Annotated in this window: 11 protein-coding genes; 6 read left to right on the forward strand and 5 right to left on the reverse strand. The window is 69.1% G+C overall.

Going from position 1 to position 13,711, the window contains the following annotated elements:
- Positions 1-59: 59 nt before the first annotated feature.
- From fdhD to ACWGJ5_RS22530, 5 genes are read right to left on the reverse strand one after another with little or no spacing between them, the layout of a single operon-like run.
- A complete protein-coding gene (gene fdhD / locus ACWGJ5_RS22510) occupies positions 60-908 on the reverse strand; it encodes a formate dehydrogenase accessory sulfurtransferase FdhD (protein WP_453311454.1) in 849 nt (282 codons plus the stop codon).
- Positions 909-915: 7 nt separating this feature from the next.
- Positions 916-1,776, reverse strand: coding sequence for a 2Fe-2S iron-sulfur cluster-binding protein (locus ACWGJ5_RS22515; RefSeq protein ID WP_453311455.1), 861 nt, complete (start codon positions 1,774-1,776; stop codon positions 916-918).
- Complete coding sequence (locus tag ACWGJ5_RS22520) at positions 1,773-3,590, reverse strand: NADH-ubiquinone oxidoreductase-F iron-sulfur binding region domain-containing protein (protein ID WP_453311456.1); 1,818 nt, start codon at positions 3,588-3,590, stop codon at positions 1,773-1,775. The genes ACWGJ5_RS22515 and ACWGJ5_RS22520 overlap by 4 nt, the downstream gene beginning before the upstream one ends.
- A 5-nt stretch (positions 3,591-3,595) precedes the next feature.
- Positions 3,596-5,515 (reverse strand): molybdopterin oxidoreductase family protein, encoded by a 1,920-nt coding sequence (locus tag ACWGJ5_RS22525; RefSeq protein ID WP_453311457.1) that lies wholly within the window; start codon positions 5,513-5,515, stop codon positions 3,596-3,598.
- A 23-nt stretch (positions 5,516-5,538) separates the two neighbouring features.
- Positions 5,539-6,510, reverse strand: a complete 972-nt coding sequence (locus ACWGJ5_RS22530) for a 2-dehydropantoate 2-reductase (RefSeq protein ID WP_453311458.1) — start codon at positions 6,508-6,510, stop codon at positions 5,539-5,541.
- A 224-nt stretch (positions 6,511-6,734) separates the two neighbouring features.
- On the opposite strand from ACWGJ5_RS22530, the gene ACWGJ5_RS22535 reads away from it, so the two are divergent.
- The 6 genes from ACWGJ5_RS22535 to fxsT all read left to right on the forward strand — a co-directional run bounded on the left by ACWGJ5_RS22535 (position 6,735) and on the right by fxsT (position 13,458).
- Complete coding sequence (locus ACWGJ5_RS22535; protein ID WP_453311459.1) at positions 6,735-8,066, forward strand: OFA family MFS transporter; 1,332 nt, start codon at positions 6,735-6,737, stop codon at positions 8,064-8,066.
- Positions 8,041-8,169, forward strand: coding sequence for an MFS transporter small subunit (locus ACWGJ5_RS22540; RefSeq protein ID WP_283844141.1), 129 nt, complete (start codon positions 8,041-8,043; stop codon positions 8,167-8,169). Before ACWGJ5_RS22535 ends, ACWGJ5_RS22540 begins: the two co-directional genes overlap by 26 nt.
- Positions 8,170-8,307: 138 nt before the next feature.
- Positions 8,308-9,255 (forward strand): beta-ketoacyl-ACP synthase III, encoded by a 948-nt coding sequence (locus ACWGJ5_RS22545; protein ID WP_453311460.1) that lies wholly within the window; start codon positions 8,308-8,310, stop codon positions 9,253-9,255.
- A gap of 117 nt (positions 9,256-9,372) precedes the next feature.
- Positions 9,373-10,050, forward strand: coding sequence for a GntR family transcriptional regulator (locus ACWGJ5_RS22550; RefSeq protein WP_453311461.1), 678 nt, complete (start codon positions 9,373-9,375; stop codon positions 10,048-10,050).
- A gap of 625 nt (positions 10,051-10,675) precedes the next feature.
- Positions 10,676-11,095, forward strand: a complete 420-nt coding sequence (locus ACWGJ5_RS22555) for a hypothetical protein (RefSeq protein ID WP_453311462.1) — start codon at positions 10,676-10,678, stop codon at positions 11,093-11,095.
- Positions 11,092-13,458, forward strand: coding sequence for an FxSxx-COOH system tetratricopeptide repeat protein (gene fxsT / locus ACWGJ5_RS22560; protein ID WP_453311463.1), 2,367 nt, complete (start codon positions 11,092-11,094; stop codon positions 13,456-13,458). The genes ACWGJ5_RS22555 and fxsT overlap by 4 nt, the downstream gene beginning before the upstream one ends.
- The last annotated feature ends 253 nt before the right edge of the window (positions 13,459-13,711 follow it).

The following is a 13,711-nucleotide window of genomic DNA, read 5'->3' on the forward strand; positions in this document are numbered from 1 at the left end:
GCGGCGCAGGGGGCGCTCCCCGCCGGTCCGGGCCCCGCCGCCGTGCCGCGGGAGGCGCCTCAGCCCTGGGCGGCCGCCTCTCGCAGGGCGATGCGGTCCTCGCCCGCGTACACGTTCATCGAGCTGCCCCGCAGGAACCCCACCAGCGTCAGACCCGTCTCCGCGGCCAGGTCCACCGCCAGCGACGACGGCGCCGACACCGCGGCCAGAACGGGGATGCCCGCCATCACCGCCTTCTGCGCCAGCTCGAACGAGGCCCGCCCGGAGACCAGCAGGATCGCCCGGGACAGCGGCAGGCCGCCGTTCTGCAGCGCCCGCCCGACCAGTTTGTCGACCGCGTTGTGCCGGCCCACGTCCTCCCGTACGTCCAGCAGCTCCCCGTCCTCGGTGAACAGGGCCGCCGCGTGCAGGCCCCCGGTCCGGTCGAACACCCGCTGGGCCGCCCGGAGCCGGTCGGGGAGGCTCGCCAGCAGCTCCGGGGCGACCCGGACCGGGGGAGTGTCGGCGATCGGGAAACGCGCGGTCGTCCGTACGGCGTCCAGGCTGGCCTTGCCGCACAGGCCGCACGAGGAGGACGTGTAGACGTTCCGCTCCAGGGTGAAGTCCGGCAGGGCGACGCCGGCCGCGGTCTTCACGTCGACCACGTTGTAGGTGTTCGAGCCGTCCGCCGTCGCCCCCGCGCAGTAGACGATGTTCTGCAGTTCGTCCGCAGTCGCCAGTACGCCCTCGCTGACCAGGAACCCGGCCGCCAGCGCGAAGTCGTCGCCCGGTGTGCGCATGGTGATCGCGAGCGGCTTGCCGTTCAGCCGGATCTCCAGGGGTTCCTCGGCGACGAGTGTGTCCGGCCGGGTGGAGAGCGCCCCGTCCCGGATGCGGAGGACCTTGCGTCGTTCCGTGACTCGTCCCATGTCCTGATCAGCCCCGGTTCTGTACGTGCTGGTAGCCGAAACGGCCCTTGATGCAGAGATTGCCGTGGGTCACCGGGTTGTCGTGCGGCGAGGTGACCTTCACGATCTCATTGTCCTGCACGTGGAGCGTGAGGGTGCAGCCCACTCCGCAGTACGCGCACACGGTGGACGTCCGCGTCTGCCGGGACTCGTCCCAGGTGCCCGCCGCCCGCATGTCGAACTCCGTCTTCGGCGCCAGCGCCCCGGTCGGGCACACCTCGACGCAGTTCCCGCAGTACACGCACGCCGAGTCGGTGAGCGCCGCGTCGTGCTCGACGGCGATCCGGGCGTCGAAACCGCGCCCGGCGACCGAGATCGCGAAGGTGTTCTGCCACTGGTCGCCGCAGGCGTCGACGCACTTGTAGCACAGGATGCACTTGCCGTAGTCGCGTACGTACAGCTCGTTGTCGATCCTCGGTTTCTCCTTCACCCGGGCCGCGTCGGGGCCGAAACGGTCCGGCTTCGCGTCGTACTCCTTGATCCACCCGGTCGCCTTCGGGGTTGTCGACAAGTCGACCGAGGAGGCGAGCAGCTCCAGGACGATCTTGCGGCTGTGCCGGGCGCGCTCGGTGCCGGTGCGGACCTCCATTCCGGGCTCCGCCTTGCGCGAGCAGGCCGGCACCAGCGTCCGCGAGCCCTCGACCTCCACCACGCACACCCGGCAGGCGTTCTTCGGCCGCAGCGTGTCGCCCTGGCAGAGCGTCGGGACGTCCTTCCCGGCCGCCCGGCAGGCGTCCAGGACGGTCGAGCCCTCCGGCACCCGCGCGGGCTCGCCGTCGAGGGTGAACTCCAGCATCCTGCGCGGGATCCCCAGCGGTGTGACGGTCATGCGTACGCCCCCAGACGGTCGATGGCGGATTCCACGGCGTTCCACGCGGTCTGCCCCAGACCGCAGATCGAGGCGTCCCGCATCGCCCGGCCGACCTCCCGCAGCAGGGCGATGTCGTCGGCGGCCGCGGCTCCGGTGCGCTCGGCGATCCGGCGCAGCGCCTCCTCCTGCCGGACGGTCCCGACCCGGCACGGCACGCACTGGCCGCAGGACTCCGCACGGAAGAACTCGGCGATCCTGAGCAGCAGCCGGGGCAGGGGCACGCCGTCGTCGAAGGCCATCACCACGCCCGAGCCGAGCGTGGTGCCCGCCTGACGGGTGCCCTCGAAGGTCAGCGGGATGTCCAGCTCGTCGGGCCGTACGAACCCGCCCGCCGCGCCGCCGAGCAGCACCGCCCGCAACGCCTCCCGGACGCCGGCCAGTTCGAGCAGTTCGCCGAGCGTGGCACCGAAGGGGAGTTCGTAGACGCCGGGCCGCGCCACGCTCCCGGAGACGCAGTACAGCTTCGGCCCGGTCGACCTTTCGGTGCCGATCGCCGCGTACGCCGGGGCACCCATGGTCAGGACCGGCAGGACGTTGGCCAGTGTCTCCACGTTGTTCTCGACCGTCGGCTTGCCGAACAGCCCCTTCTCCACGGGGAACGGCGGCTTGGAGCGCGGCTCGCCCCGGTAGCCCTCGATGGAGTTGAACAGGGCCGTCTCCTCACCGCAGACGTACGCTCCCGCGCCCCGCCGGATCTCGATGTCGAAGGCGTAGCCCTGACCGAGGACGTCGTCCCCGAGAAGGCCACGCGCGCGTGCCTGCCCGATCGCGTGCTGCAGGCGGCGCAGGGCGCGCGGGTACTCGCCGCGCAGATACAGGTAGCCCTTGTGGGCGCCGGTCGCGTACGCCGCGACGGTCATCGCCTCGACCAGCGCGTACGGGTCGCCCTCCATGATCACGCGGTCCTTGAAGGTGCCCGGCTCGGATTCGTCGGCGTTGCAGACGAGGTAGTGCGGGTGGTCGGGCCGGGAGGCCGTGGCCTGCCATTTGCGGCCGGTGGGGAAGGCGGCGCCGCCGCGGCCGACCAGGCCGGAGTCGGTGACCTCGCGGATGACTTCGGCCGGCCCCAGCTCGAAGGCCCGGCGCAACGCCGTATAACCGCCGTGCGCACGGTAGTCGTCCAGGGAGGCCGGGTCGACGACCCCCACACGCCGCAACAGCACGAGGTCTTCCCGGCCGGCCTGAGGCACCGCCATGACCGCCGGAGGTTCCTCCGGTGCCGAGTCGGGTGCACGGGCTGCGCGTACGGCCTCGTCCACGGTGGCCGGCGCCGCCACGGCCGTACGCACCGGATCGCCCGCCCTGACGGCGAGGGTGGCCGGAGCGCGTTCGCACAGGCCCAGGCAGGGGCTGCGCTCGACGCCGACCCCGCTGCCGAGACGTTCCTCCAGGCCGGTGCACAGCGCGTCGGCTCCGGCGGCCGCGCAGGCCAGGTCGGTGCACACGTGCAGCACGGTCGCCGGGCGGGGCTTCAGGGAGAACATGGCGTAGAAGGTGGCGACCCCGTACGCCTCGGCCGGCGGCACGGTCAGCCGGCGGCACAGATAGCCGAGGCCGCCGTCGCTGATCCAGCCGATCCGGTCATTGAGGGCGTGCAGCCCCGGCAGGAGCAGATCGCGCCGGTCCCGGGCCGCCCGGCCGCCGCGCGCCCACCTCAGGTCGGCGTCGCTGCGGCCGGCGCCCTCCCAGGAGGACTCGGGCGGGCCCAACAGGGCGTCCACGGCGGCCCGTTCCTCGTCCGTCGGCTTGCCGTCGCCGAAGTGCAGGTCCACTCACGTCACCTCACGTACGTCACTGCGGGCAGCTTCTCGATGCGGATCGCCGACGCCTTGAACTCCGCCGTCCCCGCGATCGGGCAGTTGGCCTCGATCGTCAGCTGGTTGGTGTCCACCTCGTCGGGAAAGTGCATGGTCATGAAGGCCAGTCCGGGTCGCAGCGCGGTGTCGATCCACACCGGCGCCAGCACCGATCCGCGCCGCGAGACGACCCGCACCTCCTCGCCGACCACGACCCCGTGGCGCTCGGCGTCCTCCGGGCACAGCTCGACGTACTCGCCGCGGCGCAGCGGGGAGGCGAAACCGCCGCTCTGCACCCCGGTGTTGTACGAGTCCAGGCGTCGCCCGGTGGTCAGCCGGATCGGGTACTCCTCGTCGGTGAGGTCCACCGGCGGATCGTGCTGCACCAGCCCGAAGGGTGCCGGCACACCCCTCATGTCCGCGTCGGACTCCCACAACCGGCCGTGCAGATACGTCGGTTCGAGCCGGTCGGTGCTGGGGCAGGGCCACTGGATGCCCCGGTGCTCCTCCAGCCGCTCGTACGTCATCCCGTAGTGGTCCGGGGACACCGAGCGCAGCTCGTTCCAGACGGCCTCGGCGTCGGCGTACTTCCAGTCGTGGCCCAGCCGGGCCGCCAGCTCGCAGATGATGTCGATGTCCTCGCGGGCCCGACCGGGCGGGGTGACCGCCCGCCGCACCCGCTGCACCCGGCGCTCGCTGTTGGTGGTCGTGCCCTCGGTCTCCGCCCACCCGGCTGTCGCCGGCAGCACGACGTCCGCCAGTCCGGCCGTCCTGGTCAGGAAGATGTCCTGCACGACGAGGAAGTCCAGCGCCTCCAGCCGCCGTACGGCCCGCTCGCTGTCGGCCTCCGACTGCGCCGGGTTCTCCCCGATGCAGTACACGGCCCGCAGACTGCCCTCCTCCATCGCCTCGAACATCTCCGTCAGGTTCAGCCCGTAGTGCGGCTGGACGACGGTGTCCCAGGCGGACTCGAACTTCAGCCGGACATCGGGGTCGAGGATGTCCTGGAAGCCGGGCAGCCGGTTGGGGATCGCGCCCATGTCACCGCCGCCCTGCACGTTGTTCTGCCCGCGCAGCGGCTGCAGACCGGATCCGTAGCGGCCGACGTGGCCGGTGAGCAGGGACAGGTTGATCAGCGCGCGGACGTTGTCGGTGCCGTTGTGGTGCTCGGTGATGCCCAGCGTCCAGCACAGCTGGGCACGCTCGGCGCGGGCGTAGGCGTGCGCCAGCTCCTGTATCGCGCGGGCCGGTACGCCGGTCACCTTCTCGGCGAGCGACAGCGTCCACGGCTCGACCAGCGCGCGGTACTCCCCGAAGCCGGTGGTCGCCCGCTCGACGAACGACTCGTTGGCGAGACCGGCCCGGATGATCTCGCGGCCGATCGCGTGCGCCATGGGGATGTCCGTGCCCACGTTCAGCCCGAGCCAGCTCTCCGCCCACTCGGCGGTGGAGGTGCGCCGCGGGTCGACCGCGTACATCCGGGCGCCGTTCCTGATCCCCTTCAGCACGTGCTGGAAGAAGATCGGGTGCGCGAAACGCGCGTTGGACCCCCACATCACGATGACGTCGGTGTGCTCGATCTCCTCGTACGACGACGTCCCCCCGCCGGAGCCGAACGCCGCCGACAGGCCCGCGACGCTCGGGGCGTGGCAGGTGCGGTTGCAGGAGTCGACGTTGTTGGTGCCCATGACGACCCGGGCGAACTTCTGCGCCACGTAGTTCATCTCGTTGGTGGCGCGGGCGCAGGAGAACATCCCGAACGCGCCCTTGTTGCGGGCGAGGCCCCGGGCCGCCCGGTCCAGCGCCTCCTCCCAGCTCGCCTGACGGAACGGTGCGTCGCGGCTGTCCCGGACCAGCGGGTGGGTCAGCCGGGTGTAGGTCTTCGGTTGCCGTTTCCTCATGCGGCGCTCCTCAGGCACGTTCCTCATGCGGCGCTCCTCAGCGCGAGGAGGTCCGAGATGGCGTGCACGGTGCGCAGGGTGGGCACCTCCACGCCGGTGATCTCCGCGAGTTCGACGACGGCCGCGAGCAGCACGTCCAGCTCCAGCGGCTTGCCGCGCTCCAGGTCCTGCAGGGTGGAGGTGCGGTGGTCGCCCACCCGTTCGGCGCCCGCGAGCCGGCGTTCGACCGAGACGCCGACCGTGCAGCCGAGGGCCTCGGCGACCGAGAGCGTCTCGCGCATCATCGTCTCGATGACCCGGCGGGTGCCGCCGTGCCGGCACATCTGCCGCATGGTGGCGCGCGCCAGGGCGCTGATCGGGTTGAACGAGATGTTCCCGAGCAGCTTGACCCAGATGTCCCCGCGCAGGTCGGACTCCACCGGGCACTTCAGTCCGCCGGTCCGCATGGCCTCGCTGAGGTCCCGACAGCGCGCGGAGACGCTGCGGTCGGGCTCGCCGAGGGAGAACCGGGTGCCTTCCAAGTGCCGTACGACACCGGGGGATTGGAGTTCCGTGGCCGCGTAGACGACGCAACCGACGGCCCGCTCGGGGTGGAGGACGCGGCTGACGGCGCCGTCCGGGTCGACGCTCTCGAGGCGGTGGCCGTCGTAGGGACCGCCGTGCCGGTGGAAGTACCACCAGGGGATGCCGTTCTGCGCGGCCACCACCGCGGTGCGCTCGTGCAGCAGCGGCGCGATCAGCGGCCCGCACGCCGCGTACGCGTTGGCCTTCAGGCCGAGGAGGACGTAGTCCGCCGGGCCCACCTCGCCGGGATCGTCGGTTGCGTGGGGGTGTGCGGTGAAGTCGCCGCGCGGGCTGAGCACGCGTACTCCGTGCTGCCTCATGGCCGCGAGATGCGATCCACGGGCGATGAGATGCACATCGGCGCCGGCGCGGTGGAGCGCGGCACCGACGTAGGCGCCGATGGCGCCGGCGCCGAGAACTGCCACTTTCACGGGAGCACTCCGTTCGGTTTGAGGGATACCGCGGAGAGGGGGAAGAAGGGCCGACGCGAGCCGCTCGTCGGCTGAATGCTGTCGACGAAATATTGTCTACAGTATGGAATGGCACTCGACAAGGGTTCGAGCGGCGACCGTTGAGCGCCTGCTGGACACCGTTCACCGCATACGGTCGACCGCGCCCTTCTCAACTCCCGTCGCCCGCCCTACCGTCCGCGGGCATGAGCCCCCCTCTCGCACCCCCGGGCTGGAGCCGCTGGCTCGTCCCGCCCGCCGCCCTCGCCGTCCATCTGTCCATCGGGCAGGCCTACGCCTGGAGCGTGTTCAAGCCGCCGCTGGAATCCGCGCTCCATCTCGACGGCACCCAGAGCGCGTTGCCCTTCCAGCTCGCGATCGTGATGCTCGGCCTGTCCGCCGCGTTCGGCGGCACGCTCGTGGAGCGCAACGGGCCGCGCTGGGCGATGACCGTGGCCCTCGTCTGCTTCTCCTCCGGCTTCCTGATCTCCGCGCTCGGTGCCCAGACGCAGCAGTACTGGCTGATCGTCCTCGGCTACGGCTTCGTCGGCGGGATCGGCCTCGGCATCGGGTACATCTCGCCCGTCTCCACCCTGATCAAGTGGTTCCCGGACCGGCCCGGCATGGCCACCGGCATCGCCATCATGGGCTTCGGCGGCGGCGCCCTGATCGCCTCGCCCTGGTCGGCGCAGATGCTCTCCTCCTTCGGCACCGGCCACTCCGGGATCGCCCTCGCGTTCCTGGTGCACGGACTGTCGTACGCCGTCTTCATGACGCTCGGCGTGCTCCTCGTGCGGGTGCCCCGCGGGGACACCCCCGGCGCGGGCGCGAGCGGGCCGAGCTCCGTCGCCGGCGTGCAGGTGTCCGCCAACAGCGCGCTGCGCACTCCCCAGTTCTGGTTGCTGTGGGTCGTGCTGTGCACCAACGTGACCGCCGGCATCGGCATCCTGGAGAAGGCCGCCCCGATGATCACGGACTTCTTCGCGGACAGCTCCACCCCGGTGTCGGCCTCCGCGGCCGCCGGTTTCGTCGCGCTGCTGTCGGCGGCCAACATGGCCGGCCGGATCGGCTGGTCGTCCGCCTCCGACCGGATCGGCCGCAAGAACATCTACCGCTGCTACCTCGGCGTCGGCGCGCTGATGTACCTGCTCATCGCGCTGTTCGGGGACTCGGCGAAGCCGCTGTTCGTGCTGTGCGCCCTCGTGATCCTCTCCTTCTACGGCGGCGGCTTCGCGACGGTCCCCGCCTATCTGAAGGACCTCTTCGGCACCTACCAGGTCGGCGCCATCCACGGCCGGCTGCTCACCGCCTGGTCCACCGCGGGCGTGCTCGGGCCGCTGATCGTCAACTGGATCGCGGACCGGCAGAAGGAGGCCGGGAAGCACGGCCCGGCGCTGTACGGGCTGTCGTTCGGCATCATGATCGGCCTGCTCGTCGTCGGCTTCGTCGCCAACGAACTCGTCCGGCCCGTCCACACCCGCCACCACATCCCCGCCCAGAGGGAGGCCGCAGATGCCCAGCGCCAGCAGCCCGCCTAGCCGCCGGGGCCTGATCGCCCTCGCCTGGCTGTGGGTGGGGGCGCCCCTCGCCTACGGGGTGTACGAACTCGTGCAGAAGGCGACGCAGCTGTTCACAGGATGAGTGCTCGGGCGTCCGAGGGTCTGAGGGAAGCCGACAACTCGGACGCCCGATTCCTGTGGCTTCACCTGCCGTCGTACCCGTGGGTCACTGATCAGACTGGTGGATCCCGCTACCCACGGCCACGAGGGGACTTCCGTCATGAACGGCTCGCGCATCGCCGCCATCGGTCACTACCAGCCCGCCCGGGTGCTCACCAACGAGGACCTGGCCGGCATGGTCGACACGAGCGACGAGTGGATCCGCAGCCGGGTCGGCATCCGGAACCGGCACATCGCCGGACCGGACGAGCCGGTCGACGAGCTGGCCGCGCACGCCGCCGCCAAGGCCCTCGCCGCCGCCGGTCTGACCCCCGGCGACATCGACCTGGTCCTGGTCGCCACCTCCACGGCGATCGACCGTTCCCCGAACACCGCCGCCCGGGTCGCGGCCCGGCTCGGCATCCCGCAGCCCGCCGCCATGGACGTCAACGTGGTGTGCGCCGGGTTCACCCACGCGCTGGCCACCGCGGACCACACCGTCCGGGCCGGCGCGGCCGCCCGCGCGCTGGTCATCGGCGCCGACAAGATGTCCGACGTCACCGACTGGAGCGACCGCACCACCTGTGTCCTGGTCGGCGACGGGGCCGGGGCCGCCGTCGTCGAGGCCTGCCCGCCGGGGGAGGAGCCGGGCATCGGGCCGGTGCTGTGGGGATCGGTGCCGGAGATGGGGCACGCCGTGCGGATCGAGGGCACCCCACCCCGGTTCGCGCAGGAGGGGCAGAGCGTCTACCGCTGGGCCACCACCCAGCTTCCGGCCGTCGCCCGCCGCGCCTGCCAACGGGCCGGCGTGGCCCCCGAGGACCTCGCCGGTGTCGTCCTGCACCAGGCCAACCTGCGCATCATCGAACCGCTGGCCGAGAGGCTCGGCGCCGTCAACGCCGTGGTCGCCCGCGATGTCACGGAATCCGGCAACACCTCGGCCGCCAGCATCCCGCTCGCCTTCTCCAAGCTGCTCGAGCGGGGGGCGCTCAGCGCCGGCGATCCGGTGCTGCTGTTCGGCTTCGGCGGCAACCTGTCCTACGCCGGGCAGGTCGTACGCTGCCCCTGAACGGCGAAGCGGGCGCAAACAGGTCTGGATTTTGTGCACCGTAGACTGTAGACAAAAGACAATTGATACTGAGCGTCCAGCGTCCACACAGCCAGACCTGCCCAGGAGGGGACCGCGATGTTGTCGACCGGACTGCCGCAGGGGGCGGTGCCCAGGCTGGAACGCCCCGGACCGCTGCGCGAGCGCGTCTACGAGGCACTGCTGGAGCTCATCACCACCCGCGCCCTGCAGCCCGGCCAGCATCTGGTCGAGAGCGAGCTCGCCGGACACCTCGGCGTCTCCCGGCAGCCGGTGCGCGAGGCGCTGCAGCGGCTCAACACCGAGGGCTGGGTCGATCTGCGGCCCGCACAGGGCGCGTTCGTGCACGAACCGACCGAGGAGGAGGCCGACCAGCTCCTCACCGTCCGCACCCTGCTGGAGGCGGAGGCGGCCCGGCTGGCCGCCGCGCACGCCGGTGCCCCGGGCGTCGGCGCGCTGGAGGAGCTGTGCGCCGAGGGCGAGAAGGCCGTCGCCGCCGACGACGTGGACCGCGCCGTCGCCCTCAACGCGGCCTTCCACGCCAAGATCATGGAACTGGCGGGCAACGCGGTCCTCGCCGAACTCGCCGCCCAGGTCGACCGCCGGGTCCGCTGGTACTACACCCCGGTGGCCCGCCGGCGCGGACGCCAGTCCTGGATCGAGCACCGCGAACTGATCACCGCGATCGCCGCCCGCGACGAACAGCGGGCCGCCCAGCTGATGCGCACCCACACGGAACACACCCGCCGCTCCTACCATGAGCGCAACGGGTCCTGATCACCAACACGGCCATCAACGGCGGGAATTCCATGTAGAGAGGCATACGGGCTCCGGCCCAGGGGGTGGCGGCGGCGAGCGGCATCGACATGCAGGCGCAGTAGTACGCGTTCAGCGCCGGACCCCGGCGGACCGGCGGCGGCGTCACCCGGAACGCGGCCTCGGCCTACGTTTTTGTCTCACAGCAACTTGGCTGAGGGTTGTGCCTTGGGCTGGAGTGCCGCTCACCTGCGTCGATGGTCCGCAGGCAGTCACGCTCGTCCGCCGTCGTTCGTCGGCGTTGTCACGCAGTCGGACACTCGGCCCGGATCGCAGTGCGATGGAACAAATGGCAGCGGGTCGAGGACATCAGTTCCTCCGCCTATTCACCGGAGGCGGTAGTTCCGCCTTGTGCACCCGATCCGGGCCGAAGCGGGGGAGGGGGCCGAGCGCCTGGGATTCAGTCGGTCCAGGACCGGCCTCTTGCTCTCGGTCCACGGCTGTCGTGGCTTGAGAGCACGAGGTTGGCCGTGCGGTGAGCGGCTGCTCCTCGGCGTTCACTTTGCCCGATAGCCTACGTCGCCACGGGAACGGCTCTACGCTGCGTCATACCGATCAGTGAAGGTTACTCAGCCGGGGGTATGAGTTGAGTGCGGAGATAGCGCAGTGGGTTGAACAGGCCGGCCCGTACCTGACTGCGGCACTGGGAGCGTATGGCGGTGGTGTACTGACCCGGGCGGAGGATGCAGCTGCCGACGCCACCGCCAATCTGGGCCGTCGCCTGCTGCAAGCGGTCTGGTCGCGCCGCAACGAGCATGAGCAGGCTCTGATGGAACGTGCGGTACAAGACGCGGCCGAGGACAGTGGGGACGCTGACGCTGCGGCAACGCTGCGCTACACGCTCAAGCGAGCCCTACGCGATGACGAGGACTTGCGTCGCGAGCTCGCGGATCTCATGCCCGATCCGTCCGGACCAATGACGATCACTGCATCGGGGGCCCGGGCCATCGCGGCCCACACTATTGGCACTGCCGTCACCGGTGACCACACCCGGATCGGGAAGTGACCTCCGACCGGCCCTCCGCAGGCGCCCGCATCGAAGCTTCGGGAACTCGGTCGATTGCTGCTGGTGTCATCGGCACTGCCGTCACGGGCGATGTTGTTCTGCCTGCGGAAGCGCTGAACGCGGCTCGCGACATTGAGGCGGCTCCCGGGACCGGCAACTTGCCCCCTCGTGGCCTGTGTCTTGGGCGCGAGGACGACCTTGCATGGCTGCGGGACGTACTAGCGGCTGGTAACGAGACCGCGATCACGCAGATGCCGGCGGTGCATGGCCTAGGCGGGATTGGTAAGACCACCCTGGCCTTGGAATACGCCCACCGCCACCGTTCCGACTACACGTTCATCTGGTGGGTTGCAGCCGACTCGCCAGCCCGCATCGAACAATCCATCGCCGGCCTTGCACTCCGTCTGTTCCCCTCGTGGGCAGCAAGGGCGTCTGAGCACGAGCAGCTCCAGTGGGCACTCAACTGGTTGCAGTGGCACCCTGGCTGGCTCCTGGTGTTCGACAACGTCGACGCCCCCCGCGACCTCGCGCCCTACACTGGCGCACTCAACCGCGGACACCATCTGGCCACCAGTCGCCGCGTCACCGGGTGGCCCCGCACCACGCCGAGTCGGGCCTTGGGCACTCTGCTTCCCGACGAAGCCGCTGAACTGCTGTGCACTTACGCCTTGGACAGTGCTGTACCGACAGCCATCGAGCTGCAGGAGGCTCGTGCGCTCGCCGCTGAACTCGGCTACCTTCCACTCGCCTTGGAGCAAGCCGGCGCCTACCTACAGCAGAATCCCACTATCAGCATCGATGCCTACCGTCGGCGCCTGGTCGCCAAACTCGACAAGGCTGCCGACGGCATTGATGCCGAGCGCACCATCGCCCGTATCTGGACCCACACCCTGCAAGCTCTCACTTCAAACAATCCGCTCGCCGTCGGCATCCTGCACGTCCTCGCGTGGCTCGCCCCCGACAGCGTCCCTGTCCGCCTCATGGAAGTCTTCGACAACGAACCCGACGACATCGCCGAAGCCCTCGGAGCCCTACGGGCCTACAGCATGATTGGCTTCTCTCCGGATCGGACAAGCGTCAGTATCCATCGACTCGTCCAGGCGGTACTCCGCAGCACCGAGACGTCAAGCCCAGACGCTCAAGGCCGACGCCTGGCCGAAGAGGCAGTCCTTCACGCTCTACCTGTCCCCGCAGGGGCCCATGAAGAACTAGCACCAGAGTGGGCATTGTTGACCCCCCACCTGGTGTCTCTGGCCGCCACCACTCCACCAAACCATCAAAATGAGTCGGTCGTTGCCGCATACCGTATCGCCGCTGAGCATCTCTACGAAATGGGTCATAAAGCGAGTGCACTCCCATTGCGGGAAGCCATCTTCAACCACTTCAGTACGTTCGAAGGAGAGACGCATCCTGACACGATACTCGCGCAATGCAAATTGGCCACCTCGTATGAATCTGCAGGAAGTGTGGCTGAGGCTGTTTCTCTGTACGAGGCGGCTCTTGGAAGGTGTGAGGAAGTATTCGGACATCATCATCCAACCACTTTGATAACTCGCGCGAACTTGGCGGGCTCGTACGAATCTGCAGGGAATATGGGACGTGCCATTTCCTTGTATAAAAAGGTTCACAAACAGACTGCTCAGGCCTTTGGCAACGCAGCCCCCGAGACTCTGACAGTGCGGAATAACCTTGCCTATGCGTACAAGGTCTCGGGAAACTTCAAGCGAGCTATGCGGCTGTACGAGGGTATCCTTTCCCAACGGGAGGCCTCGCTCGGAATTTACCATCCAGACACCTTGAACACCCGCAACAACCTCGCCACCGCATGCCAAGCGGCAGGGGATCTAGAGCGAGCCGTTCCCATGCTTGAGTCGACTCTTGCGCAACATGAGCAAATACTCGGCAAGAATCACCCCAACACGATGACCGTTCGTAACAACCTTGGTCATGCCTACGTGGAAAAGCAGGACTTGCGCCGCGCAATCCCTATTTTGGAGGAAGTGCTCGCGCAACGTGAGCAATTGCTCGGTGACATCCATCCTGACACTCTGCAAAGTCGCAATAATCTTGGTACAGCGTACTTGTTTTCGGGAAATTTGGAGCATGGTCTACCCTTGCTCGAAATAGTCGCTGCGCAGTACAAAAAAGTCCTCGGTGGCACTCACCCTGTCACACTTAATGCGCGACAAAATCTCGCCGCCGGCTACCAGGTAGCAGGTCAGTTGGAGCGCGCCATCTGTGTCCTTGAGGCAGCACTGGCCGAGTCTCAACAAGTCATTGGTCCCACTCATGCAGAAACCCTGGCTCTTCGTGACAGTCTCGCCCAGGCGTATCACAAAAGAAATGTCGAAATGTCGCAATAGGCGAAACTCGGTCGCTCCGTCCAAGCCTCCACTGTCGCCAAATGAGGTCAGCCCCGCCGATCGAGGACTTCCTCAGTCTGCGGATGGTCACCGGGATCCGTACGGCTTGGTGAGAGGCAGTGCACCTTGGTGAGCCGTCCCCTCCTCCATCTCGACTTGGACGAGCCGTTGAACCCGTGTGATGCGAAGCGGGGATGTCGCCCCGAGGGCTGCACGACCCATCGAATGAAGCCAGGGAGCTGGCTCGCCCGCC

The organism is Streptomyces sp. NPDC054783 (genome assembly GCF_053611725.1).